General features: G+C 70.4%; 27 protein-coding genes and 1 pseudogene. 9 read left to right on the top strand and 19 right to left on the bottom strand.

Annotation, left to right across the window (positions count from 1 at the left end; genetic code table 11):
- Window positions 1-26 precede the first annotated feature (26 nt).
- Window positions 27-1,205, top strand: coding sequence for a methyltransferase domain-containing protein (locus tag ABD269_RS04930; protein ID WP_344116373.1), 1,179 nt, complete (start codon window positions 27-29; stop codon window positions 1,203-1,205).
- Here the strand turns inward: ABD269_RS04930 and ABD269_RS04935 are convergent.
- Window positions 1,171-1,392, bottom strand: a complete 222-nt coding sequence (locus tag ABD269_RS04935) for a DUF397 domain-containing protein (protein WP_344116375.1) — start codon at window positions 1,390-1,392, stop codon at window positions 1,171-1,173. The two genes, ABD269_RS04930 and ABD269_RS04935, sit on opposite strands and share 35 nt — an antisense overlap.
- Window positions 1,393-1,464: 72 nt before the next feature.
- On the opposite strand from ABD269_RS04935, the gene ABD269_RS04940 reads away from it, so the two are divergent.
- Window positions 1,465-1,593: a hypothetical protein gene (locus ABD269_RS04940; RefSeq protein ID WP_344116377.1), complete on the top strand. Its 129-nt coding sequence runs from the start codon at window positions 1,465-1,467 to the stop codon at window positions 1,591-1,593.
- Window positions 1,590-2,756 (top strand): methyltransferase domain-containing protein, encoded by a 1,167-nt coding sequence (locus tag ABD269_RS04945; protein ID WP_344116379.1) that lies wholly within the window; start codon window positions 1,590-1,592, stop codon window positions 2,754-2,756. The genes ABD269_RS04940 and ABD269_RS04945 overlap by 4 nt, the downstream gene beginning before the upstream one ends.
- A gap of 97 nt (window positions 2,757-2,853) precedes the next feature.
- Here ABD269_RS04945 and ABD269_RS04950 read toward each other — a convergent pair whose 3' ends face one another.
- The 3 genes from ABD269_RS04950 to ABD269_RS04960 are packed head-to-tail and all read right to left on the bottom strand — an operon-like array spanning window position 2,854 to window position 4,266.
- Complete coding sequence (locus tag ABD269_RS04950; RefSeq protein ID WP_344116382.1) at window positions 2,854-3,207, bottom strand: hypothetical protein; 354 nt, start codon at window positions 3,205-3,207, stop codon at window positions 2,854-2,856.
- 40 nt (window positions 3,208-3,247) lie between these two features.
- Window positions 3,248-3,451 carry a DUF397 domain-containing protein gene (locus tag ABD269_RS04955; protein ID WP_344116384.1) on the bottom strand — a complete coding sequence of 68 codons (204 nt, stop codon included), beginning with the start codon at window positions 3,449-3,451 and terminating at the stop codon, window positions 3,248-3,250.
- Window positions 3,448-4,266: a helix-turn-helix domain-containing protein gene (locus ABD269_RS04960; protein ID WP_344116386.1), complete on the bottom strand. Its 819-nt coding sequence runs from the start codon at window positions 4,264-4,266 to the stop codon at window positions 3,448-3,450. Before ABD269_RS04960 ends, ABD269_RS04955 begins: the two co-directional genes overlap by 4 nt.
- A gap of 121 nt (window positions 4,267-4,387) precedes the next feature.
- On the opposite strand from ABD269_RS04960, the gene ABD269_RS04965 reads away from it, so the two are divergent.
- Window positions 4,388-4,807, top strand: coding sequence for a DUF6415 family natural product biosynthesis protein (locus ABD269_RS04965; RefSeq protein WP_344116388.1), 420 nt, complete (start codon window positions 4,388-4,390; stop codon window positions 4,805-4,807).
- An 87-nt stretch (window positions 4,808-4,894) separates the two neighbouring features.
- On the opposite strand, the gene ABD269_RS04970 is transcribed toward ABD269_RS04965, so the two are convergent.
- The 7 genes and pseudogenes from ABD269_RS04970 to ABD269_RS05000 form a co-directional block, all read right to left on the bottom strand.
- Window positions 4,895-6,160: a cytochrome P450 gene (locus tag ABD269_RS04970; protein ID WP_344116390.1), complete on the bottom strand. Its 1,266-nt coding sequence runs from the start codon at window positions 6,158-6,160 to the stop codon at window positions 4,895-4,897.
- Window positions 6,161-6,307: 147 nt separating this feature from the next.
- Window positions 6,308-7,585 (bottom strand): M16 family metallopeptidase, encoded by a 1,278-nt coding sequence (locus tag ABD269_RS04975; protein WP_344116534.1) that lies wholly within the window; start codon window positions 7,583-7,585, stop codon window positions 6,308-6,310.
- Between the two features lie 147 nt (window positions 7,586-7,732).
- A pseudogene (locus ABD269_RS04980) lies at window positions 7,733-8,464 on the bottom strand (caspase family protein); the annotation flags it as partial.
- Entirely contained in the window at window positions 8,457-8,795 is a 339-nt protein-coding gene (locus ABD269_RS04985) for an effector-associated constant component EACC1 (RefSeq protein ID WP_344116392.1), read from the bottom strand. The pseudogene ABD269_RS04980 and the gene ABD269_RS04985, both read right to left, overlap by 8 nt.
- Before the next feature lie 133 nt (window positions 8,796-8,928).
- Entirely contained in the window at window positions 8,929-9,669 is a 741-nt protein-coding gene (locus tag ABD269_RS04990; RefSeq protein ID WP_344116536.1) for an SDR family NAD(P)-dependent oxidoreductase, read from the bottom strand.
- 60 nt (window positions 9,670-9,729) lie between these two features.
- Complete coding sequence (locus ABD269_RS04995) at window positions 9,730-11,127, bottom strand: GntP family permease (RefSeq protein ID WP_301892865.1); 1,398 nt, start codon at window positions 11,125-11,127, stop codon at window positions 9,730-9,732.
- A 28-nt stretch (window positions 11,128-11,155) separates the two neighbouring features.
- Window positions 11,156-11,668 carry a gluconokinase gene (locus ABD269_RS05000; protein WP_301892866.1) on the bottom strand — a complete coding sequence of 171 codons (513 nt, stop codon included), beginning with the start codon at window positions 11,666-11,668 and terminating at the stop codon, window positions 11,156-11,158.
- A gap of 151 nt (window positions 11,669-11,819) precedes the next feature.
- On the opposite strand from ABD269_RS05000, the gene ABD269_RS05005 reads away from it, so the two are divergent.
- Window positions 11,820-12,521, top strand: coding sequence for a FadR/GntR family transcriptional regulator (locus ABD269_RS05005; protein ID WP_301892867.1), 702 nt, complete (start codon window positions 11,820-11,822; stop codon window positions 12,519-12,521).
- A gap of 98 nt (window positions 12,522-12,619) precedes the next feature.
- Here ABD269_RS05005 and ABD269_RS05010 read toward each other — a convergent pair whose 3' ends face one another.
- The 5 genes from ABD269_RS05010 to ABD269_RS05030 form a co-directional block, all read right to left on the bottom strand.
- Window positions 12,620-12,811 (bottom strand): hypothetical protein, encoded by a 192-nt coding sequence (locus tag ABD269_RS05010; RefSeq protein ID WP_301892868.1) that lies wholly within the window; start codon window positions 12,809-12,811, stop codon window positions 12,620-12,622.
- A gap of 122 nt (window positions 12,812-12,933) precedes the next feature.
- Window positions 12,934-13,779, bottom strand: coding sequence for a helix-turn-helix domain-containing protein (locus tag ABD269_RS05015; RefSeq protein WP_344116397.1), 846 nt, complete (start codon window positions 13,777-13,779; stop codon window positions 12,934-12,936).
- A 25-nt stretch (window positions 13,780-13,804) separates the two neighbouring features.
- Window positions 13,805-14,311, bottom strand: a complete 507-nt coding sequence (locus tag ABD269_RS05020; protein WP_344116399.1) for a DUF6879 family protein — start codon at window positions 14,309-14,311, stop codon at window positions 13,805-13,807.
- A complete protein-coding gene (locus ABD269_RS05025; protein WP_301892871.1) occupies window positions 14,292-14,519 on the bottom strand; it encodes a hypothetical protein in 228 nt (75 codons plus the stop codon). Before ABD269_RS05025 ends, ABD269_RS05020 begins: the two co-directional genes overlap by 20 nt.
- A gap of 148 nt (window positions 14,520-14,667) precedes the next feature.
- Entirely contained in the window at window positions 14,668-16,116 is a 1,449-nt protein-coding gene (locus ABD269_RS05030) for an MFS transporter (RefSeq protein ID WP_344116401.1), read from the bottom strand.
- 158 nt (window positions 16,117-16,274) lie between these two features.
- Between ABD269_RS05030 and ABD269_RS05035 the strand changes: the two genes are divergently transcribed.
- The 3 genes from ABD269_RS05035 (at window position 16,275) to ABD269_RS05045 (ending at window position 19,025) form a co-directional block, all read left to right on the top strand.
- Window positions 16,275-17,111: a helix-turn-helix transcriptional regulator gene (locus ABD269_RS05035; RefSeq protein ID WP_344116403.1), complete on the top strand. Its 837-nt coding sequence runs from the start codon at window positions 16,275-16,277 to the stop codon at window positions 17,109-17,111.
- Between the two features lie 155 nt (window positions 17,112-17,266).
- Window positions 17,267-18,034: a class I SAM-dependent methyltransferase gene (locus ABD269_RS05040; protein ID WP_344116405.1), complete on the top strand. Its 768-nt coding sequence runs from the start codon at window positions 17,267-17,269 to the stop codon at window positions 18,032-18,034.
- Window positions 18,035-18,080: 46 nt separating this feature from the next.
- The gene (locus ABD269_RS05045; protein ID WP_344116408.1) at window positions 18,081-19,025 is read left to right on the top strand and encodes an NAD(P)-dependent oxidoreductase; all 945 of its coding nucleotides are present in this window, start codon (window positions 18,081-18,083) and stop codon (window positions 19,023-19,025) included.
- A 41-nt stretch (window positions 19,026-19,066) separates the two neighbouring features.
- Here ABD269_RS05045 and ABD269_RS05050 read toward each other — a convergent pair whose 3' ends face one another.
- The gene (locus ABD269_RS05050; protein ID WP_344116410.1) at window positions 19,067-20,506 is read right to left on the bottom strand and encodes an amidase; all 1,440 of its coding nucleotides are present in this window, start codon (window positions 20,504-20,506) and stop codon (window positions 19,067-19,069) included.
- A 179-nt stretch (window positions 20,507-20,685) separates the two neighbouring features.
- Here ABD269_RS05050 and ABD269_RS05055 point away from each other — a divergent pair, with 179 nt between their 5' ends.
- Window positions 20,686-22,203: an alpha/beta hydrolase gene (locus ABD269_RS05055; RefSeq protein ID WP_344116412.1), complete on the top strand. Its 1,518-nt coding sequence runs from the start codon at window positions 20,686-20,688 to the stop codon at window positions 22,201-22,203.
- A 23-nt stretch (window positions 22,204-22,226) separates the two neighbouring features.
- Here ABD269_RS05055 and ABD269_RS05060 read toward each other — a convergent pair whose 3' ends face one another.
- Both ABD269_RS05060 and ABD269_RS05065 read right to left on the bottom strand, forming a co-directional pair.
- The gene (locus ABD269_RS05060) at window positions 22,227-23,561 is read right to left on the bottom strand and encodes a hypothetical protein (RefSeq protein WP_344116414.1); all 1,335 of its coding nucleotides are present in this window, start codon (window positions 23,559-23,561) and stop codon (window positions 22,227-22,229) included.
- 78 nt (window positions 23,562-23,639) lie between these two features.
- On the bottom strand, window positions 23,640-23,930 hold the full coding sequence (locus tag ABD269_RS05065) for a hypothetical protein (protein ID WP_344116416.1): 291 nt from the start codon (window positions 23,928-23,930) through the stop codon (window positions 23,640-23,642).
- Between the last annotated feature and the right edge of the window lie 351 nt (window positions 23,931-24,281).

A 24,281-nucleotide genomic window follows, 5' to 3' on the forward strand; every position in this document is an offset into this window, starting at 1 on the left:
CAGCTCGAACCATGTGAGGGAGCAGGATGATCGCAGCCGCCGATTACGAGAAGCTGCGCCGCCGTTGCGCCGACGCGCTTGAGGAGTCCGGGCAGTTCGGTGCGCTATGGGTGCGGGAAGCGTTCGAGTCCGTGGCCCGTGAGGCGTTCGCGCCCTCTCGGGTCCGGATCTCGGGCCGAGGTGACGACGGCGGACGGCCGCTCATCGACCGTGACACGGAACCCGATGCCTGGGCTCAGGCCGTCTACGTCCACGACCCCGCCCTGATCACGCAGTTGGACGACGGGACCACGGCCCTGGAAGCCGGGGCGGAAGGGCGGTTCAGCTCCTCCTTGTCCTCCCTGCGCGTCGTCGTCCGCCAGCTCTCCCACCTCGACCTGGAACCCGGCCACAAGGTGCTGCACATCGGCACCGGCAGCGGCTACGACTCGGCCCTGCTCGCCGAGCGCACCGATCCGGCCGACATCGTCACCGTCGAGGTGGACCCCACGGTCGCCGCCGTGGCCCGCCGCAATCTCGACGCGGCGGGGTACGGCCGTATCCGTACGGTTGTCCACGACGGCGAACAGGGCTGGCCCGACCGCGCCCCGTACGACCGCGTGCTTGCCACGGCCTCCGCCAATCGCATTCCCTGGCCGTGGGTCGCGCAGACCGCGCCGGGAGGGGTGATCGTCACCCCTTACCGGGGTCTGGCGCTACTGCGCCTCGTCGTCGCCGACGATGGTCAGAGCGCTTGCGGTCCGGTGGTCGACGAAATGGCGTTCATGGTCCTACGGGGCCAGCGCGACGAGGAGCTGACGGACATCGGCCCGATTGTCAGGGCCACTCGGGGCGAGGCGGCGAGAGTCCGCACCGAAACCGATCTCTCGGCCCTCGACGGCAAACTGGGGGCGGAGTTCCTCTTCCACCTTCTCGTACCCGACGCCGTGATCCGGTTCGGCGAGACGATGTGGTGGTTCCAGACCCGCGACGGCTCGTCCTGGGCCGGCCTGAAGAAGGACGGCCGCGGCCGCCAGTGGGGCCCACGCCGCCTCCTCGACGAAGCGGAAGCCGCGGTGACCGCATGGACGAAGGCGGGCACGCCCCGGCTGACGGAACTCGGCGTGACCGTACGGCCCGAGGGGGACCACGTCTGGACCGGGAGCGCCGACGGGCCGTCGTGGCCCGTCCCTACGCGGTCAGGGTGTCGGCACTCACTGCGGTGACGAACGAGGACCAGGCGCCGGACGGGATCACCAGGGCCGGTCCGGCGGGGTTCTTGCTGTCCCGGACGGGGACGGTGCCGGGGAGGTCGTCGGCGACCTCGACACACGTTTCCCCGTCGCTGCTGTACGAACTCTTACGCCACACCCCCCGAATGGGTATCGGAAGCCTGTACTGACGTACCGCCATGGCGTCTTTCGGGAAAGCCGTGTCCATCGCTATCGTCTCGCTCCTCAACTCACCAATGCCAGGAGGTCCTTCATGGGCAAGCATGACAAGAACGACGGCGGTGACGAGCCGGACATGCTGCCGGGACAGCCATGGCAACCGGACCAGGAACCAACGACAGACGGGTCGTCGCCCGAAGGTGACGGGGAGCACCGCAAGTGACGGCGCATGCTGACACGAAGGGGCGGCCCGGCACGGGCTTGGGCCGCCGCCTCGCTCCCGAGTGGGCACCCGCCTTCGGCGCCGTCCCCCGGTCCGCGTTCCTGCCCGACCTGATGTGGCCCCATGACATCACCACCCACCGCATCACCACCGTCGACCGCGCCGGAGACCCGGACGGCTGGCAGCACGCCGCAGACAGCGACATGCCGATCGTCACGCAATGGGATGACGGAGCCCATCGCGCGTACCGGCCCGGCATGACGGCGACGGTGTCCTCTTCCAAGCCCTCGCTGGTGTTGTCCATGCTCACCGACCTCGACGCCCACCCCGGGCACAGGGTTCTGGAAGTCGGGACCGGCACCGGCTGGAACGCCGGTCTCCTAGCCCATCGCCTGGGTCCCGCCAGTGTCGTCACCGTCGAGATCGACGGGAGCGCCGCCCGCGCGGCCCGCACCGCATTGGCTCAACTGGGCCTGGACGTCCGTGTCATCCACGGCGACGGCGCCACGGGCCATCCCGCCCGAGCCCCGTACGACAGGGTCATCGCCACCTGCGGCGTCCGTGAGATTCCCTTCACCTGGGTGGAGCAGACCCGCCCCGGCGGGATCGTCCTCGTGCCCTGGGGGACACACTTCTCCTCCACCGAAGCCACCGCCCGCCTGACGGTCGCCGACGACGGGGCGGGCGCGCGCGGGCCGTTCACCAACCTCGTGACGTTCATGCGCCTGCGCGCCCAACGGTCGGCACCACCCGATTACGACAGCTACGTCACCCCCGAGAGCCGTGCAGCCGCCGAGACGTCCTTCACCACCCTCACACGCGAGGAACTCCTCGGCGGCGACTACGACGTGAACGCGTTCGCCATCGGCCTGCGGGTGCCCGACTGCGCTCATCTCATCGACCGGACGACCGGGGACGGGCGCCGCACCCTGTGGTTCTACGGGCTCACCGATCATTCATGGGCCGCGGTCGTCCACCGCGACGACAAGTCCCGTTTCACCGTCTATCAATGGGGACAGCGGCGCCTGTGGGACGAGGTGGAGAGCGCCTACCAGTGGTGGATCGACCAGGGGCGCCCCCAGATCGAACGCTTTGGCCTGAGCATGGACGCCACAGGCCAACGAGCTTGGCTGGATTCCCCCGAGCGGCCCGTTCGGCCGTAGCCCACCGTCCTTACGGGCTTGAGGGCGTCGCTGCCGTCGCGGGCCTTGAGCTCACGGAACCCTGCGGTGGCACGCGGGGTCCAGATGACCGTGTAGGTCATGCGGCATCGTTCAGCAGGGCTTCGACCTGGTCGTTGGTCAAGTCTCGTTCGCTGTTGCGAGTGTGCAGGGCCCACAGGGTGACGGCGAGGTCGGCGACGTCGATGGCGCGTTCCCGGTCATCGTCAGTGGTGGCAGAGACGGTGGCCTGGGTCCACCAGTTGTCGAGGAAGGCCTCGAACATCCCGCCCTCGCCCAGAGTCGCCAGCTCGTTGCAGAAGGCACCCCGGTGGTCCAGGGGGAGGGCGTCGCCGATCGCGGTCACGGTGCGGTCGATGAGGACGGGAAGGGTGTGCCCGAGCTGCCGCTCGGCGTCGGCCACGGCGTCGCGCCACGTCGCGTAGGTCGTCATGCCGGGCAGCCTAGCGTCGTGCCGGTCACTCGGTCCCTCCCTACGCGGTGAGGGTGTCGGCACTCACTGCGGTGACGAACGAGGCCCAAGCCCGGTGCGGGATCAGCAGGGCTGTTCTGAAAGGGTTCTTGCTGTCCCGGACAGGGACGATGCCCGGGAGGTCGTCGGCGACCTCGACACAGGCCTCAGCGTCGGTGCTGTAGGAGCTCTTGCGCCAGGCAGCATGAGCAAGGGTGCCTATCACGCGTACTTCTCCTCAACTACCTGGCGAATAAATTCAATTGACGTTCGGGGCGACAGTGCTTCCGCTTGCAGGTGATCATAGAGGGCGACGAAAGGCTCCACGTCATCCGGGGCGGTGATGAACTTCGGGTCGGTGGGTTCCTGCCGGTACACCACCGTGCGGCCGTCACGGAGGCTGAAGATCGACGTCAAGCCGATGCCTGCGATCAAGGTGTCCTGGCTGAATGGAATGACCTGGATATTGATGCGAGGCTGTTCCCCCAGCTTGATCAAATGCAACAGCTGGTCCCGCATGACGTCGGGCCGGCCGAGGGTCCGATAGAGCGCCGATTCATCTAGAACGCTCCAGATCCAGGGCGGGTTGGAGCCACCCAGGACGACCTGTCGCCCCATTCGGTTTTCGACCTTCTCCTCAGGATCACCGCCGAGGAAGGGCACACCTGCTCGCAGCATGACCGTCGCATACTCCCTGGTCTGAAGCAGGCCAGGGATCGTGTCCGTATAGTGCTGGATCTTCTTCGCCTGGGACTCGGCATCGACGAGCTTTTCGGACCACCTGTCATCGCGGCGGTGCACGAGATAGTCCCACACCTCGACCAGATCGCCGTCCGCCTCAAGCGCCTTGTCCAGCAGCTGAGCAATGTCGAACGGCGGCACATCCGTACCCAGTTCGAACTGCGCGATACGGCTCCGTGAAAGCCGTACCAGGTCACCCAGCTGCGCCTGCGTCAGCCCGCGCGCCTCGCGCAGTTTGCGGATTTTCTTCCCGTACCAGCCATTGAGCGACGAGGGGTGAAGTCGCTTGGGTGCAGGCACAGTTGCTCCCTCTCACACCGTTCCCGATCTTCTAACACCGTAACTACTGGTCACCCTAGCGCTACGCCCCGATGCTGAGAACCGCAAGAGCCCCGTACGGACAACCCCCCAAGGACCTCGCATGGTTCCCGTCTTCCCCGGCACCGCGGTGACCGGCCGCAGCCTGTCGCTCGTTCGGATTCTCGAAGAGCTGATCGACAAGGACGACCCGAAGCCCACGCACGTCGAGCTGCGTGCGTGGACCGCTCAGCTCACGATCTATCTGACGGGCGTGATCCGCGTCGTGCGGGAGGACGCCCTCAAGCTCGTCCTCGACGACCCGGTGCGCGACGCCGCCCTCGCCACGACCGACGAAGCCGGGCACCGACTGAGGGTCGGGCCCGGCAACGGATATGTGTCGGCGATCGCGTACGCCATGTCCCTCGCCAGCGCCGTCAAGTCCCTCCAAGAGCATGAGAAAAGGCTCTGCGAGGAATCCTCGGCGCAGGCGCCCGCACATGAGGCTGCACTCGACGGACGAGCGCATGCGGGTCCCTGCTGATCGCATCGCCACAACGGCCTCGAATCAGCCTCAGGCCCTGATCGATACCGAACAGGGCCTGTTCACCCGGCCGCGGCCGGCCCGCCCTCACCAAGTCACCGGTGCCGCGTGCACACCGGCTGTGGAGGTGTCGGTCCGGAACCGCAGCTGGTCCGCCGGGACCGCGAGCCGTAGCCGGGGGATGCGGGCGAGGAGTGTGGTGAGGGCGACCTCCAGTTCCAGGCGCACCAGGTGCTGGCCGATGCACTGGTGGATGCCGTAGCCGAAGGCGAGATGGTGCCGGGCCTCGCGCCGCAGGTCGAGCGCTGAGGGTTCGCTGAAGACCTTGTCGTCGTAGTTGGCCGCCGCGTTGGAGACGATGACGGCCTCGCCCGCCCGGATCAGCGCACCCCCGAGCTCGATATCGGCCAGTGCCACGCGCCTGGTGATCTGGTCGGCGATGCTGAGATAGCGCAGCAGCTCCTCCACCGCCCGCGGAGCCATCGCCGGATTTCCGGCGAGCGCGGCGAGCTGGTCCGGACTGCGCAGCAGGGCGACGACTCCGAGTGCGATCATGTTCGCGGAGTTCTCGTGCCCCGCGAACAGGAAGAGGTTGGCGAGCCGGACGAGCACCTCCCGGTCATACCTGCCTGCCTGGCGGTATCGCGCGATCAGCCTGCTCAGCAGGTCGTCATCGGTCCCGCACTCCCTGGTCGCGATGTGCCCGGCGAGGTAGCGGTCCACGGCATCGCGCGCCGCCTTGCGCTGCCCGGCGGAGACCGTGTTGTCCACCAGCGTGGCGACGTCTTCCTGGAACACCTCGCGGTCGGCGGCGGGAATACCGAGGAATGCACAGATGACGAGCGCTGCCACCGGCCGGGCGAACTCCTGGACCAGGTCCACCGGGTGGCTGGGGGAGCTCAGCATCCGCGTCACGCGGTTATCGACGATCTCCTGGACACGAGGGCGCAGAGCGCGCATCCTCCCTGCGGTGAACTCGCCGGCGAGCAGGCGCCGGTGCACTGTGTGCTCCGGCGGGTCCATGGACACCAGATTTCCCTTGTCCGGCCGGCCCTGCACAACGGCCACCGGCGGGGGGAACCTGACATCGTCGCGGTTCGAGCTGGTCCGGTGGTCGGCCAGCAGCTGACGTGCGTACGCGTAGTCCGTGACCATCCAGGCCCGGCGCCCGTCCGCGAGCGTGACGCGGCAGACCGGGTGCCGGGCACCCGCCTCGGCGTACAGCGGCGGGGAGAACGGGCAGGCACGCGGCATGGGGAAGACCGCGCTTCTGCCGGCCGCGCCCTCGGCTGTGACAGCGGCAGCGGGAGGCCTGTCCGGTTGCCCGGTCTCCTCGGTGAAGTCCTTCGCCACGGATGCGCCTCCCCGTCTCATCGAAACCGCCGTACTCATCGAAGCCGCCGTGTCATACGCCCTGCAAGTGCGGCGTTCGGCCATTCCCGCACGGTCGTTACACGCCGTCGGCGGACGTACGGAAACGGTCCGGTCGGGGTGGATCAGTCAGGAGTCCCAGTACGGCTCGTAGGTGAGCACCGCGCGGTTGTTGCGGACCAGATAGCGTGCGGCGACGGCTCGCACTTCCTCGGGCGTGATGGTGAGAATGTTGCCGAGCATGCTCCAGACGAGCTGGGGGTCACCGAAGAGTACGGCGAAGCGGCACAGTTCGTCGGCCCGGCCGGCGACGGTCGCCAGCCGGTCGAGCCATTCGCGTTCCAACTGGGCCTGGGCGCGCTCCAGTTCCTCGGGGGTGGGGCCGTCGGTGGCGAAGCGGACCAGTTCGTCGTCCACAGCGGCCTCGATGGCGTCGGTCGAGGCGTGGCCGGAGGCCTTGACGTCCAGCCAGCCGAGGCAGGGCGCGCCGCTCAGCCGCAGGAGACCGAATCCGGCTGTGACGGCGATGCGGTCCTGTCGTACGAGGCGGTTGTACAGACGTGAGGACTCACCGCCGCCGAGAATGGCCAGGGTCAGATCCGCGGCGTCGCACGCACGCTTGCCGTCACGGGGAAGGCGGTAGGCGGCCATGACGGCGCGAGAGGGTACGGAGTCCTCGACGGCCTCGCGCAGTTCCCTGCCGATGAGGTCGGGAAGCGAGCTGTCCCGCCGGGGCGGCCTGCGCCCGGGCGACGGGATGGAGCCGAAGTATTTCTCGATCCAGGCAAGGGTCTGCTCGGCGTCGATGTCACCGACCACGCAGAGCACGGCGTTGTCGGGCGTGTAGTACGTCCGGAAGTAGGCGCGGACCTGTTCCAGCGTGATGGCGTCGCGGTCGGCGTCCAAGCCGATAGGGGTGTGGTGGTAAGGGTGACCCTCCGGGTAGACCTTGGCGGTCAGCTTCTCGAAGCCCGTGCCGTACGGGACGTTGTCGTAGCGCTGCCGGCGCTCGTTCATGCAGACGTCGCGCGCCCAGCCCATTTCGGTGTCGCCGATGGCGTCCAGCAGTGAGCCCATGCGGTCGGCCTCCAGCCAGAGCGCGAGCTCCAGTTGATGGGCGGGCATGGTCTCGAAGAAGTTCGCACGCTCGAAGCTGGTGGTGGCGTTGAGGGAGCCACCGGCGCCCTGAACGAGTTCGAAGTGACCTTCCGCCGCCACCGACGCGGAGCCATAGAACATCAGCTTGCAGAACATGTGAGTAAGGCCGGTCTGCCCCCGCCCCTCATGCCGTGACCCGACGTCGTACCAGATGTTCACGGCCGCGACCGGCGTGCCGTGGTCTTCGGAGAGCACCACCCTCAGGCCGTTGGCGAGGCGGTGTTCGGTGATGTTGACGCTGGCGACGATCCGCTCCTGCGCGGCGCGGGCCGCGTTCTGTGCCGCGGTCGCGCTCTTGAGGAGGTCCAACTCCCTCCGCAGTCGTGCCAGTTCGTCATCGGTACGCGGGATCGTCTCGGGCAGCGCGACGTTGTGGGCAAACACGAAGTCGCGGGCCGAGTCGACGCTGCGTTTCTGGGGGACAGGCCGGCCGTCGCGGGCGAGGTCGTCGCGCAGCCTGCTGAACAGCGGGTGGAGCCGCAGACCGGCGGGCTGGCCGGGGATCCCGGTCTCGACCAGGTCGGCGAGGTACTTGGTGAAATAGGTCTGAGGTTCCTTGAGTTCCGGGTCGGTCTCGAACCAGGCGGTGGTGTCGGCACTGCTGGCGGTCATGGTGTAGGCACCGGTCCGGGCGGCCAGGTCCAGCAGCACCTCGCCGCCCGCCCCGGCGAGGGCGTGTTCCCGGACGGTGGCGATGCCCGAGAAGCAGCAGTCCAGCATGACCACCTTGGTCGCGGCCTCGCAGTGCTGCAGGGCCCGGCGCACGTCGGAGAACTCCAGACTGGTGGTGGCCCGGCGGTGCCAGGTGTCCCGGGAGCCGACGAGGCCCAGGCACAGCTGGTCCTCGTCGTCGAGTTGACCGTGCCCGACGTAGTAGAAGAGAGCGACGTCCGTGGTGTCCTCGAACAGGTCGAGCAGCCGGTCCGGCAGATCACCGGGGCCGCGCTCGTTGGGTATCACCGTCACCCGGTCCTCCGGCCACCCGCACTGCGGGCCGGTGAGCAGCCGGTGCATGCGGTCGAGGCTGTGCCGTGCCGCGGGGATCCGGGTGAGGTGCTCGTAGTCCCAGGTGCCGATCAGTACGGCCCGGGAGTGAGAGTGGTCGAACAGCGGCGGCCGGTCACTCATCGAGGAGCCGCTCCAGGATCGGCATGACCTCCTCGACGTTGCGGGCGTCGACGGTCAGCTTCTTCCCGCGCACCGTTACGGTGACGGACAGATCGCTGCGCCTGGCCCGCAGGAACTGTGGCAGAACCCTGATCGCGGTGACCAGACCGCTGCTGGTGGCCAGCACGGTCAGCGCGTCGAGCGCTCCCTGCTCTCCTGGGCCGGGAGTGCCGGGTACCCGGCGGACATGCATGCCCGGGATCGCGGCCAAGTCCAGCCACGTACGGAGGGAGTTCAGCTCGCCCTGCCGCGAAACAGTCAGCTCCACACTGCTCTGGTGATCGGCGCCCATGATGTCCCACATCCCCCGTACACCAACTGCCTCAGGCTTGGCTCCGGAGTCGACCATTATGCGGAAGCGACTGTCAAGTACTACTGGCTTTCTGTGAATTGATCCCGTCAGACAGGAACTCGCATACCCCCTCTCAGACGGCGAAGCCGCCATCGACGCTCACGGTCGTCCCGGTGATGTAGCGGGCGTCCGCCCCGGCCAGGAAAGCGACGGTAGCGGCAATATCGCCCGGGGCCGCATAGTGCCCCAGGGCGGTCAGGCCGCGGATCGCCTCGGCGTTCGGGCCGTCGGCAGGGTTGGCATCGGTGTCGGTCGGGCCCGGGTGTACGAGGTTGACGGTGATGCCCCGCGGTCCCAGGTCGCGGGCCAGGCCCTTGGTCATGCCGATGAGTGCGGTCTTGCTCATCGCGTACAGGCTGAATCCGGGGAACACCGCCCGCTCGGCCATGTTGCTGCCAATGCTGACGATGCGTCCCCCGTCGCCCATGTGACGCGCCGCCGCCTGCGAAGCGACAAACGGTGCGCGTATGTTGACCGCCATGGTGCGGTCGAATTCCGCCTGCCCGAGGTCTTCCACCGGTGCCACCAGGAATACGCCGGCGTTGTTGACGAGAATGTCGAGGCGGCCGAAAGTCTCGGCCGCCTCGTCCACGGCCCCTGTCACCGCGGCGACGTCGGCGCTGTCGGCCTTGATCGCCAGCCCCCGGCGGCCCATTGCCTCGATCTGGTCGACCACCTTGGCCGCACTCGCTTCGTCCCGCTCATAGGTCAGCGCCACATCGGCACCCTCCTGGGCCAGCCTCAGCGCCACTGCCGCGCCGATGCCGCGGCTTCCGCCGGTGACCAGGGCCGTCTTGCCTTCGCTCTTGTTCATGCCGTCCAGCATGTCCGCGGGCGGGCACAGTAGCTGGCGGTAATCCGCCATGGCGTTGGGCTACAACACCAGCGACAGCAGCAGCACGAACACCAGCGACACCACCGAGATGACCGTCTCCATCAACGACCACGTCTTGATCGTCTGGCCGACGTCCATGCCGAAGTACTCCTTCACCATCCAGAAGCCCGCGTCGTTCACATGGCTGAAGAAGAGCGAGCCCGCGCCCACGGCCAGCACCAGGAGGGCCGCGTGGGAGGTGCTCATGTCGGCGGCGAGGGGGGTCACCAGGCCCGCCGCGGAGATCGTGGCGACCGTGGCCGAGCCGGTCGCGAGGCGGATGCCGACGGCGATCAGCCAGGCCAACAGCAGTGCGGGGACGGACCAGTTCTGCGAGATGTCGAGGATCATGCGGCCGACGCCGACGTCGATCAGGGTCTGCTTGAAGCCACCGCCCGCGCCGACGATCAGCAGGATGCCCGCGATCGGGATCAGCGACTTCTCGACGGTCGTGGCGAGCCGGTCGCGGCCGAAGCCGGCGGCGCGGCCGAGGGTGAAGAGGCCCACGAGCACGGCGGCGAGGAGGGCGATCAGCGGGGAGCCTATGACGTCGGTGACGCGCTGGACATGGTCCTTGGGGTCGTCGACGACGATGTCGACGAGCGCCTTGGCGAGCATCAGCACGACGGGCAGCAGCACCGTGCCCACCGTGGCGGCGAAGCCGGGGCGGCGCTCCAGCTCCTCCGAGGGGCGCTGCGGGATCAGCTTCTCGGGCGGGGCGATGTCCACCCAGCGGGCGGCGACGCGGGAGAAGAGCGGCCCGGCGATCACGGCGGTCGGCACGGCGACGAGCACGCCGAGCGCCAGGGTCACGCCGAGGTTGGCGCCGATGGCGTCGATGGCGGCGAGCGGGCCGGGGTGCGGCGGCACCAGGCCGTGCATCACGGAGAGCCCGGCCAGCGCGGGGATGCCGATGCGCATGAGGGAGAAGTTGCCGCGCTTGGCGACCAGCAGCACCACCGGGATCAGCAGCACGATCCCGACCTCGAAGAAGAGCGGCAGCCCGATGATGCCCGCGATCAGCACCATCGCCCAGGGCATGGTCCGGTTGCTCGCGCGGGCGAGGATCGTGTCCACGATCTGGTCGGCGCCGCCCGAGTCGGCGAGCAGCTTGCCCAGTATCGCGCCGAGCGCGATCAGGACGCCGACGCCCGCGACGGTCGCGCCGAGCCCGGTGGTGAAGCTGGTGATGACCTTGTCCATCGGGGCGCCCGCGACGGCGCCGAGCACCAGCGAGCCGATGGTCAGGGCCAGAAAGGCGTGCAGCTTCAGGCGGGTGATGAGGAGGACGATGACGGCGATGCCGACGAGGACGGCGATCCCGAGCTGTGCGTGACCCGCCGAAGTGATCGGTCCGGCGGGGGCCGCGGCCAGCATCTCGACGCTGAGAGTGCTCACGGGGCTTCCTAAGGGGGGAGGGAAAGGGTCAGAGCTTCCGCAGGGCGGCGGTCGCGCGCTCGGCGACGGCCTCGGGGGCGGGCGCGACGTCCACGGCGACGCCCGCCTCGTCCGCTTCGAGCGGTTCGAGGGTCGCGAACTGCGAGTCCAGGAGCCGGCCGGTCATGAAGTGGCCCTTGCGGGCGGCCATCCGGTCGGCGATCAGCGCGCGGTCGCCGGTGAGGTGGAGGAAGACGATGCCGGGGGCGGCGGCGCGCAGCCGGTCGCGGTAGGCGCGCTTGAGGGCGGAGCAGCTGACGACGCCGCCCAGCCCGGCGCGGCTGTGCGCCCAGGCGCCGACGGCGTCCAGCCAGGGGGCGCGGTCGGCGTCGTCCAGCGGGGTGCCGGACGACATCTTGGCGATGTTGGCCGGCGGGTGGAAGTCGTCCCCCTCGGCGTAGGGGACACCGAGGGCGTCCGCCACCAGGGGGCCGATCGTGGTCTTGCCCGTACCGGACACTCCCATGACGGCCACGACGTGGGGGGCGTGGGGGGCCTGCATCGCTACCTCGCTGTCTCCATTGACCTCGACGTCCGACTTCGACGTCGTCGGCGATGCGGCTCACTCAAGCTCATTGGTACGACGTATTCAAGCCCCTGTGACCTAAAAGTCATACTTAATTGCCGGTCCCCGGAAACCGTAGGCTGACCCCATGGAAAACCAGGGGCAGGGGCTGCACGCGCGCGTGCTGGAATCCCTCGGGCCCGCGATCACGGCAGGCGAGTACGCACCGGGCACGGTGCTGCGCACCGACGAGCTGGAGGAGCGGTTCGCCGTCTCGCGCACGGTCGTCCGCGAAGCCGTCCGCGTCCTGGAGTCCATGCGGCTGGTCACCTCGCGCCGCCGCGTCGGCGTGACCGTGCTCCCCACCGAGGAGTGGAACGTCTACGACCCGCAGGTCATCCGCTGGCGCCTGGCCGGCGCCGACCGGCCGCGCCAGCTCCGCTCGCTCACCGTGCTCCGCTCCGCCGTGGAACCCGTCGCCGCCGGCCTCGCCGCCCGCCTCGCCACCCCCGCGCAGTGCGCCGAGCTCACCGAGCACGCCCTCGGCATGGTCGCCACCTCGCGCGGCCAGCAGCTGGCCGGCTATCTCGTGCACGACATCGCCTTCCACCGCGTGATCCTGCGCGCCTCGGGCAACGAGATGTTCGCCCGCCTCGGCGACGTCGTCGCCGAGGTCCTCACGGGCCGTACCCAGCACGAGATCATGTTCACCGACCCCGACCCGGCGGCGGTCACCCTGCACGTACGCGTGGCGGAGGCCGTACGCGAACACGACCCGGTCCGCGCGGAGGCCCTCACCCGCGAGATCACGGCGGGCGCGATGGCGGAGCTGGACATTCTGGCGCCGTAAGGGGTTTCTGGCGGGCCGGCGCCCCTCAGCGCAAAGCCCCGCCCATGCGCCTCGGGGCGGCGCACGGACGGGACTTCGGGTCACCGAAAGATCAGGGGTTACTTGCCGCCATCTCCTCCCTGCGGCTGCGGGTCGCGCGGAGCCTCGGGCGGCATGGAGCCGCCGTCGTGCCGGCCACCGTCGCTCGCCTGCATGTCTGCCGGGTGACGGAACGGGATGCCCCGCCATCCATCGGCGTCCGGGGTGCGCGTCTCGAATGTCTCGACGCCCTCAGGGCTGGCAACGCTCACGAACGCTCTCCTTTCTGGGGCCACCCGTCCGAAACGAACGGAGGCGGCTGTCGTCCGGTTGATGACGACGCTAGAAAGCGCGGGGAGTTGGCCTCAACGAACATGTGCGAACTTGCGCGTGGTCACCCGAGGGATTCGATCGCCGCTGTGATCAGCGCACGCGCAGGGGCGCCGTAGACGGCCAAGTCGGCGAGGCCGAGAAAGGTCCGGGCGTACATGCTGATCTCGTGCGGCTGTGTAATGGTCAGGAACGCAGAGATCAACTCGACATTGACCTGCGCGTCATCGAAGATCCAGAAATCTTCGACCGGCCACAGCGCCGTGCGGTCGGCGCTCAGCGGGATGACGCCGAGGCTGACGTTGGGCAAGGTCGCCACGGACAGCAAGTGGCCGAGCTGCCCGGCCATGGTCGCAGCGCCCCCGATGCGGTGCCGGAGTGCGCTCTCCTCCAGGAGCACAGCGAAGCGGTGCGGGCCCTCGTACAGGATCCGCTGCTTGTCCACGCGTACCTGAACGGCCGCCGCCAGGTCGTCGGGAAGCGCGCGCCGGTCACGAATCGACCGGAGCAGCGACTCGATGTAGGCGCGGGTCTGGAGTGGTCCGGGTACGAGCCACGACGAATAGGCCCGGAATTTCCGCGTTCGCTCCCACAGCGGAATGACCGACTCTTGCGCCCGGCGCAGTCCGGACCGCTCCATGCGCCGCCACTCGACATACGCGCCGTCGATATTGCGCGCCGTGGCGATCAGATCGGCCGTCCGGTCCTCCGCGCCGCAAAGCAGCGCCCACACCCGCAGATCGTGATCCGACGGTCCTGTACGGCCGTTCTCGATACGGCTGCACTTGCTCTCATGCCAACCCGCCCGAGCGGCAAGCTCCCGCGCCGTCAGACCCGAATCCTTCCGGATCTCGCGCAGGCGCTTGCCGAGGGCCTCTCGGGCTTGCTGGACGCTGGACGATGAAGTCACGTTCGACCGTTCGGGGTGCGCACTGTCAGACCGGCCGATACTCCTCGTGCGGCGTGGCACGCTCCCAGACGGCGGCGAACGCCGAGGCGCACAGCTCTGCGACGTCCGGGTCGGTCACCAGCTCCTCGCCCGTCATCTCGCCGTTTCCGTCGAAGTGGTTGAAGAGGACCGACGTTTCGTCGAACAACCAGAAGTCATTGCCGGGGAGCGCCAGCGAGGAGGCCTGCCGACGGGGCAGCCAGCGCACGGACTCCCCGGCCTTGACGTTGTGCCCGCTGGTCAGCTCGTACTCGTAGCGCACGTACGGCGAAATGGGTTCGGAGACGATGCGCGCCCGGCGAACGTCGACGCCACGGGACACCGAAGCGGAGACCAGATCGATCCACCAGGACCAGCGCTCCGCCGGGTCGAAACGGTTGCCCGCCGTCCACTCGGCGTAGTCCTCGTCCAGCGCGTACGCGTCCCTGGCCTCGAAGTGGTACGCGCTGCGCCGGGCGGAGCGGAACAGCCCCTCAAACGTCGTCTCCGCCACCACCGTTCACCTCCGGGAAGAACCTCATCATGCGCTTCGGGAACTCGATCACGGTTTCATGATCCGGGACGGCCATCTGCGCCAGCCGCTCGGCATCCGTGACGCGCCAGCCCTGCAGGATGTAGTTCCCCGACTCGTCGTCCAGGTACACAGTGGGTGACCCGTTGTTGGGGCTTTCGGGGTCCTTGCCCAGCCGGTGCAAAGTCATGGTGTCCTCCTGTGCTTCGAGCGGCGAACGACACGACCGAGCTTGCGCCGGATCATCCCTCGCGTGCCAGCGACTTGCACGAACTTCTACGCGCGGCGGGCGTCGGCGTGTGTGGCGTGCAATTCGCGGCCGCCGCCAGGGGCCGGCGTCAGGGCCGCGGCACCCGCACCCCCGCAGCCGACTGCTGCTGCCCAGCGATCGGGGCCCCGACAGGCGGTGCTGCGCGGCGCGTGGTGACCACGGCGAGGGCGAGGATGGCCACCCCGCAGGCGGTGACGACCCAGTAGCCCGGGCGCACCGCCTGCGTGTAGCCCGTGCTGCCGCCGTGCAGCCCGGTGGTGAGCACCGCGCCGAGCACGGCGACGCCCAGCGCCTGGCCGAACTGGCGGCTGGTGGAGACGATCGCCGCGGCCACGCCCGCCTGTTCCTTCGGCATGCCGGACATGGCGGCGTTGGTGACGGGCGTGTTGGCCATGCCCACGCCCATGCCGATCAGGACGTACGCGGTGAAGAGCAGCGCGTCGGTCGTGAACGCGGCGCCGGCGGCGAGCAGCGCACCGCCCGCGGTGGTGGCGGCACCGGCGAGCAGGAGCGGCAGCCGGGGGCCCCGGGTGGCGGTCAGCCGGCCGGAGAGCGGTGAGGTGACGATGTTCATGACGGCCATGGGCAGCAGGTACAGGCCCGCGTGCAGGGCCGACAGGCCGCGGGTGTTCTGCAGGTAGAGCGTGTTGAGGAAGAGGAAGCCGCCGAGCACGAAGAACGAGCACACCGCCATGGCGCTCGCTCCGCTGAACGCCACGCTGCGGAAGACCCGCAGATCCACCAGGGGTTCGGCGCGCCGGCTCTCGTAGCCGATGAGGGCGAGGAGCGCGACCGGCGCGGCGATCGCGCAGGAGAGGGTGCGCGGGGCGGTCCAGCCGGTGCCGGGGCCCTCGATGATGGCGTACGTCAGGGAGCCCAGCAGCACCATGACCAGGAGCTGCCCGACGGGGTCCACCCGGCGGGGCCGGGGCGCACGCGACTCGGGTACGAAGCGCGCGGCGCAGGCGAAGGCGGCCAGGCCGATCGGCAGGTTGATCCAGAAGATCGACCGCCAGCCGAGGCCCTGGACGAGCACCCCGCCCACCATCGGGCCCACCGCCATCGCCACGCCCATCACCGCACCCCACACGCCGATCGCCCGGGCGCGCTCGCGCGGCTCGGTGAAGATGTTGGTGATGATGGACATGGCCACCGGGTTGAGCATCGAGGCGCCGACCGCCTGGAGCATGCGGAAGGCGATGAGCCAGTCAAGTCCGGGCGCCAGTCCGCACAGCAGCGATCCGAGGGTGAAGAGGGCCAGCCCGGTCTGGAAGACGCGGCGGCGGCCGAGGCGGTCCCCGGCGGATCCGGCGAGCATCAGCAGCGCGGCCAGCACGATCAGATAGGCGTCGGTGGTCCACTGCAGCCCGGAGAGCGGACTGTGCAGATCGCGCTGCATCGCGGGCAGTGCCACGTTGAGCACCGTGTTGTTGAGGTTGCCGAGGAACACGCTCGTGCAACAGACCGCCAGGACGAGATTCCGCCTCCGGCGGGTGAGTTCAGCCTGTGTGGACACGGCCGGGCCACCGTCCTCTCTCCCGTCACGACATTCAGGTCCGCAAGTCGCTGCGGTGCGCTCAGCCTGCCCCCGGGACGCGGCGGCGGGGAGGCCCGGTGAAGGGGGGCCCTGGCAGGGCCCCCCTTCACCCCGACCGGTCAATGCATAATGCATTTATGGGTCATGCGCCGGAGGGGAACACAACCGGGCTGGGCGACTTCCTGCGGAGCCGGCGCAGCCGCGTCACACCGCAGCAGGCGGGTCTGCCCCCGTCGGCGGGGCGCCGGCGCACCACCGGGCTGCGGCGCGAGGAGGTCGCGATCCTGGCCGGTGTCAGCATCGAGTACTACCGGCGCCTGGAGCAGGGCAAGCAGCAACGCCCCAGCCCCGCGGTCCTGGAGGCGATCGCGCGGGTGCTGGAGCTGACCGACGACGAGCGCCGCCACCTCGCGGCGCTGGGGCGGCGCCCGGCGACCGCGCCACCCGGCGCGGTGTCCCGCACGCTCCGGGACGACGTCCGCCGCATGCCCGACATCGCCCACCCCTATCCGGCCTGCGTACTGAGCCGGTCCAGCGACCTGCTGGCCGCCAACGGGCCCGCGCTGCGCCTCTTCCCCGGCATCGAGGACTGGCCCGAGCCGGAACGCAACACCGCGCGCTACGCCTTCGTCCACCCCACTGCCCGCGAGCTGTACGCCAATTGGGACGACGTGGCCCACGGCGTCGTCGCCCACCTGCGCGGCGCGGTCGTCGCCTACCCGGGCGCATCGGACATCCGCGAAATCGTCGAAGAACTCACCGAGCGGAGCGCCGAATTCGCCGCCCTGTGGCAGCGCTACGACGTCCGGACGCGCACCAACGGGCACAAGGTGTACCGCCACCCGACGGTGGGAGGGATGACCCTGACGTACGAGGCCTTCGACGTGGCCCGCAGCGACGGCCAGCGCTTCGTCGTCTATCAGGCCCCGCCGGGCACGGCCGACCACGAGGCGATGCTGCGCCTGTCGGCATGACCGGCCAGGATATCGAAATCCTCGAAATCGCCGGCCTGAATTCCCTTTTCCCAACTTTTTGGCCAACTCGCCGCGCTCAACCATCAGTTGACGGACTTTTGACTATGCCACTCATCACGTCGGCGTCACCCACCACCCGTGTTAGCGTCAGTTTCATGATGAATTCAATTCCTGAATCTGCCGATCGTTTCAGCAAGTTCGCGGAATTTTATGACCGCGTCCGCCCCAAGCCCCCCGAGGAGCTTGCGGACCTGCTGCGCCAGTGGTCCGGGACGCAGAACCCGGCAGTGGTCGACATCGGCTGCGGCACCGGCCTGTCGTCCACGATCTGGCCCGAGGTGACCGGGGTGGAGCCCTCGGCCGAGATGCGGGCCATCGCCGCCCGGCGCGGCATCAAGGTGGTCGACGGCACCGGCGAGGAGACCGGGCTGCCGGACGCCTGCGCGGACATCGTGACCGTGAGCCATGCCCTGCACTGGTTCGACCCCGCCCGCGCCTTCCCGGAGATCGCCCGCATCATGCGGCCCGGTGCGGTCCTGGCCGCCTTCGACTTCGACTGGCCGCCCGCCGTCGACCCGGAGGTCGACGCCGCCTACCGGGAGTTCGAGGCGACCCACACCGCGCTGGAGGCCGAGCGCGGCCTGCGCCCCACCTTCCTCGCCAAGAGCGGACACCTCGGGCGGCTGCGCGACAGCGGCCTGTTCCGGCACGTCAACGAGGTGTGCCTGCACATGAAGGAGACCGGCGGCGCCGACCGCTTCGTCGACTTCGCGGCGAGCCAGGGCGGGATACCCGCCCTCCGCGAGCAGGGTGTCGACGAGGACGCGCTCGGCCTCACGCAGCTGCGGGAGGTAGCCCGGCGCCGGATGACCGACCGGTCGACGTGGTGGTGGACCTGCCGCGTCCGCCTCGCCACACGCTGATCCGCCGCACGACACCGACTCGTGCGGGGAGGGGGAGGAAACACACGTGGGACGCGTCGTCATGCCCGAGTGCCAGGGGTATCCGCAGCTGGCCGAGCTCGTCCGCGGCTGCCCCGGCAGCGACGCGATCGAGGTCTTCACCGATCCGTACGCCACACCGTCGCAGCTCGCCGAGCGCATCCGTGGCGCCCGTACCGTGCTGCACTTCTTCCACGGCCGGCCGCTGGACACCGGCGTCCTGCTGGCGGAACGGCCCCGGGAGGTCGTGGTGGCGGGCCCGGTCGGCAAGGCCGTCGACACCGAGGCGGCCAGGTCCGCCGGTATCGCGGTCTACGAGATGCCGGGCCTGGCCGCGGACTCCGTGGCCGAGTTCACGCTGACGCTGCTGCTGCAGCTGGCCCACCGAGTGCCGACGGCCGTCGGCTCCGCGCCGGACTGGCGCCCGTCCGCCGGGCGCCAGCTGTCCGGGCGCCTGCTGGGGGTCGTCGGATGGGGGCGCATCGGCTCCCGGGTGGCCCGCCTGGCACAGGGCATCGGGATGCGGGTCGCGGCCTGGTCACCATCCCTGGACGAGGACACCGCCCGCGCGGCCGGGGTCGCCTTCATGCCCCTCGACACCCTGCTGAGCAGCGCGGACGCGGTGAGCCTGCACCTGCGGGCCACCCCGCGGAACCGGGAGATCGTCGACGCGCGCCGTCTCGCCCTGCTCGGCCCCCGGGCCCTGCTGGTCAACACCGCCCGCGCATCGCTGATCGACATGGCCGAGCTGCGCCGGCGCCTCGCCGCCGGTCTCCTGGGCGGGGTGGCGCTCGACGTCTTCGACATCGAGCCGCTGCCCGCGGAAGACCTCCTGCGCAGCCACCCGGGGGCCCTGGTCACTCCGCACATGGCGTGGATGACCGACGACGCCGTCGGGCGCTTCCTCGCCGGTGCCGTCGCGTTCGCCACGTCGGGCGATCCCGGCGCCGGGCCGGTCCGGCGGGTCGTCTGACGCCCGCCGGCCCGCGCCACGCCATGCTCGCGTCCCTGGTTTCAGGACGCCGGTTGTTCGTCCAGCCGTCCGGCCTCGCGGATCCCCGGCACGGCCTCCGCGGGCCACCGCTCGAACCAGCGCTGATCCGCCTCCAGTTGCGCCGCCAGCGAGATCAGCAGGGGCTCGCTCGAATCCGGCCCGAGCAGCTGCACGCCCACCGGCAGGCCCTCGTCCGTGAGGCCCGCCGGCACGCTGATCCCCGGCCATCCCAGGACGTTCCACGGCCACGCGTACGGGCACGCGCCGATCATCGTCTCGTCCGTGCGCCGGCTGGAGAGGCCGTCCAGTGCGCCGATCGGCAGGGGCGGTACGGCCGTTGTCGGCGTCAGGAGCACGTCGAAGCGCCCGAAGATCTCTCCGACCCGGCGGCGCAGCAGGGGCTCCGCCGCCCGCGCGGCCCGCAGGACGGGGCCGCCGAGGAGCCGGCCGTTCCGCGCGTTCGCGTTCGTTCGGGGGTCGAGGAGCGTCCGGTCGGGGGCACGCTCCGCCCAGTCGCGGATCCCGGCCATCGAGCGCGGTACGAAGGTGAGGCCGATCGGCCCGTAGCGCGGCTCCTCCTCGACCACTTCGTGGCCCAGGGCCGCCAGCCGCTCGGCGATCCGCAGGGTCGCGGACCGTACGGCGGGGTCCAGCCGCTGGCGGGCCACGGCGTACGCGGGCCGGAAGGACAGCGCGATCCGCAGCCGCCGCGGTTCCCGGCCCGCCGCCGCGAGCAGGTCGACGGCGGGCGGCCGGTGCAGGTCACCGCGGTGCGAACCGCTCACCACATGCAGCAGCAGCGCCGCGTCCGCGACCGTACGGGCCAGCGGGCCGTTGCAGGTGATGCCGTGGAAGGACTCCGGCTCCGGCCAGGTCGAGACGCGCCCTCGCTGCGGTTTGATGCCGACGAGGTGCGACCAGGCCGCGGGGATACGGAGCGAACCGGCGCCGTCCGAGCCGAGCGCGGCCGGCACCAGGCCTGCGGCCACCGCCGCCGCGGCCCCGCCCGAGGACCCGCCGGGTGTGTGCCCGAGGCTCCACGGGTTGCGGGTGGCGCCGAAGGCGGGGCCCTCCGTGACGGGGAACTGCCCCAGTTCCGGGGTGTTCGTCTTGCCCACGATCACCGCGCCCGCCGCGCGCAGCCTGCGGACGGCCTCGCTGTCCGCGAGCTGTGGCGGGAAGTCGCCCGGGCAGCCGAACGCGGTCGGCTCCCCGGCCACGTCCATGTCGTCCTTCACCGCCAGCGGCACGCCGAGCAGGGGCGCCCGGTGCCCCGCCGCGAGCCGCCGGTCCGCGGCGTCGGCCTCGGCGAGCGCGGCCTCGGCCCGTACCCGCCGGAAGGCGTTCAGTACGGGCTGCGTCTCCTCGATGCGGCGCAGTGCTTCTTCCACGAGCGTCCGCGAGGTCGTCTCCCCCGCCGCGAGAGCCCTTGCCTGGTCGGCGAGTCCTGTCGATCCCATCACGCGATCCCCTTCCCCCGTTCGAACCCACGGTAATTGCGGGCGAGTTGTCCGAACAGGCGCGCGGAGCCGAGCGTGACCAGAAGCACGCCCGGGGGGCCACACGGGGGTTATCCCCACCCTTGAGGGAACGGCTGGCCGTATGGGCAGACGGGCCCCGTACGAACCACCCTTACCTCATGCGACCGTTGACGCGTAAAGCCCTCGTGACCACCCTCTCCGCCGCCGCCTGCGCCGCCGGCCTGACCGCGCCCGCCCACGCCGTCACGCCCACTGCTCCCGCCGCTTCCGCCACGAAGGCCCCGCGCCTCGCCTGGCAGCCCTGCGCGGAGAAGGACGGGCGCGAGTGCGCCACCCTGCCCGTGCCGCTGGACTACAGCCGTCCCGGCGGGCCGAGTGTCGACGTCGCCGTGTCCCGCCTGCGCAGCGACCACCCGGAGGCCCGGCGCGGCACCCTGCTGCTGATACCCGGCGGGCCGGGCGGCTCCGGGCGGGAGGAGGTGGCCAACAGAGGTGCGAAGCTGCGCAAGGAGACCGGCGGCGCGTACGACATCGTCGGCCTCGACCCGCGCGGCACCGGCGGCAGCGCCAAGGCCGACTGCGGCCTCTCCGAGGACGACCGGCAGATGGTCAACCTCCGCCCCTGGCCCGGCCCCGACGGCGACATCAGCGCCAACGTCGCCCGCGCGCGCCGGGTCGCCGACGCCTGCGCCCGCAACGGCGGCGCGCTCCTTCGCAGCCTCTCCACCGCCAACGAGGTCCGCGACCTCGACCGCTTCCGACAGGCGCTGGGCGAGGAGAAGCTGTCGGCCCTGGGGGTTTCGTACGGTACGTACGTGGGTGCCGTGTACGCGCAGAAGTTCCCGCAGCACACCGACCGTTGGGTGCTCGACAGCAGCGGCGACCCCGACCCGGAGCGGGTGGAGCGCGGCTGGCTCGCGAACATGTCCGGCGCCGCCGACGACCGCTTCCCCGACTTCGCGAAGTGGGCGGCCGACCCCGCGCGCGGCGAGCGGCGGCTGGCCGCGAAGGCGTCGGACGTGCGGCCGATGTTCCTCGCGCTGGCGGCCGAACTCGACCGCAAGCCGCGCAGGTTCGCCGACACCGGGCACGAGCTGACCGGCAACCTGCTGCGGCAGGTCCTGCAGAACAGCCTCTACTCCGACGCGGACTTCCCCCACCTCGCCGACCTGATCCGCGCCGCCCGCACGGGGACCGGCCCGCTGACCGTCGCCGACCCGGCGCCCCGGCCCCTGTCACAGGCCGACGCGGCCATCTTCGTCGGTGTCGTGTGCAACGACGTCGACACCTGGCCGCGCTCGATCCCCTCGTACGCCCGCGCCGTCGCCACCGACCGCGCCCGCCACCCCCTCACGGCGGGCATGCCGGCGGGCATCCTCCCCTGCGCCTTCTGGAAGACCCCCTCGGCCGACAAGCCGACCCGCATCACCCCGAACGGCCCATCCAACGTCCTCATGATCCAGAACCTGCGCGACCCCGCGACGCCGTACCGCGGCGCCCTCAAGATGCGCGCCGCGTTCGGCGAGCGGGCCCGCCTGGTGACGGTGGACGCGGGCGGGCACGGCGTGTACCTGGACAATGGCAACGCGTGCGGGGATCGGGCGGTGACGAAGTTCCTGGTCCGGGGCGAGCGGCCGGGGGCGGACGCGTTCTGCTCAGCGGAGCCGCGCGGCTGAGTGCGGGGGTGCGTACGTCGTCCTCACCCCAGATCCGTCAGCGGCACCGAGAACAGGACCCGCTCGGGTATGGCCGGTGGCTCCCACTTCGCCCGGGCGTTCGCCGCCCACTCGGTGAGCGACCACAACTGGCCGGTGTTCCACCACAGCGACATGCCCTCGGAGTGCTCCGCCCAGCACGCCTGCGGCAGGTCCGTCCCGCAATCCCGCGCCGAACTCGCGCCGTCGGCCGTCAGCCGCCACATGATCCCGTGCTGTCCGGCGCCGCCGCGGGCGTCGGCCGCGTACCACACCCCGTTGTGGGACAGGGCACCCTGGAGGCCGACCGCCCGGGTCTCGTATGCCTCCGTCGAGGCGGCATGCCCACCTCCGTCGACGGCCAGTGGCATGGCGCCGCCCGGCGCGGACAGGCTGTACCGGAACAGCCGGGCCGGCTGGCCTCCGCCCGACGAGAACCACTCGTTGGCGACGATGCTGTCCGGCGAGGTCGACCGGTCCAGTGAGATCGACCCGAAGCACGGGGTGCCCTGGTCGGTCTTCGCATCGCACTTCGCACTCAGGCCGTACGACCCGATCGCGGGCATCAGGTACTGGTAGCCGTGCGCGGAGTAGCCTCCCCCGCTCACCTTCCCGATCTCGTGGCCGTTGGCCGTGGCCCGGAGGATGTGCTTCATCGAGAACACGAACAGCGCGTTGTTGTGCGCGTCGCCGTTCGAGGCCGTCACGATCAGCTTGTCGCCGTACCAGGTCATGCCTCCCAGGTGGGATCCGAGCTTGGCGAAATCGCGGCCGCCTTCGGTGGGGACGGTCAGCAGTACCCACCGGTACTTGAACGCTGCCGGGTCGTGGGCGTCGATGAACGCCACCCGCGCCAGCCCGTCGTCCTCGGCGGGCCCCTTCACGTCGTTGTGCGTCCAGCCCGACAGGATCACCTTGTTCGTGCCCCGGCTGCCGTCGTCATCCGCGTCACCGGACGTCGTGACCGACTGCGGCAGCCAGTCCTGCGTGGTGGCATCCCCGGTGTCCCAGCAGTACGCCGCCGACGCGAGCGGGCTGCGCGGCAGCGCCGCCGCCTCCGTCCCCGCGCAGTCCGCCCGGTTCCGCATCGGATGATTCGCGCTCTTGAGCACGTCGCCCACACCGGCATGCGGGAGCAACGAGTCCAGCGTGCTGATCGTGGTGTCGCTCACCCGGTGCTCGACAAGCCCCAACTTGGCCCGGTCGGCCGGGGAGTCGAGCGCCTTGAGCGGCCCGGGGTTGTCCCCGGGGGCGGCTTGCGCTGAGACGCCGGGCAGCGCCGCCAGGCCCAGGGCGAGCAGCGTTGCGGCGGCGCAGCGGGCCAGGTTCGATGTGATCATTCCCTGCTCCTGGAACGGGGTCGGGACGTGCCGCCCCCGCGGCTGCGGCAAGGCAGCCACGGGCGCGGCACGACGAGGTCAGCTGCCGGTGCGGTTGAGGAGCCCGCCCCAGGTCCAGCGCCCGTCAGCGGGGATGTGGAAGCTCTTGGACTGGAGCACGGCCGGGCCACCTACATCGCGCTGAAGGACGCACTTGCCCGTGTACGTGCCGTCGCCAGGCGTGAGGTAGCAACGCCAGTCATAGGTGCCGTCGACCAGGTGGAGATCTTTGCGGAGCGCCTTCGTCCCCATGGACCCGTGCTCGACGCCGACGCGGAACTCCCAGTCGTAGCGGCCCTCGGACAGATAGATCGGTGTTGAGCGCACCACCTCTGAAGTCCTCATGCCGGAGTTGGGCTTGGCTGTCAGGCCCTGGGTTCGGTAGAGCGTGGCCGGGGCCTGTATGGAAACGGTCGGGTGCTCGGCGCTCGCTGCTGGCTGCGCAGCCCACGCTGGCTGCGTCATTCCCAGCGCGCCCACCAGGGCGAGTGCCCCGATCGTCGCGAGCGCCGGGCGGCGTGTCACGTTCTTCAACTCGTCATCCTCCTCTGTGTGATGGCCGACGGGAGAGTCCTCTCCCCCTCAAGGTGTCGAAGGGGATGCGCGCCCTTCATCCGGCTCGCAGCCCGTCCGGCACCCCCGTAGCCGGCAAGGATCAAGCCCGTTCCACCCGGAACAGCC

The organism is Streptomyces blastmyceticus (assembly GCF_039521185.1).
Lineage (GTDB): Bacteria > Actinomycetota > Actinomycetes > Streptomycetales > Streptomycetaceae > Streptomyces > Streptomyces blastmyceticus.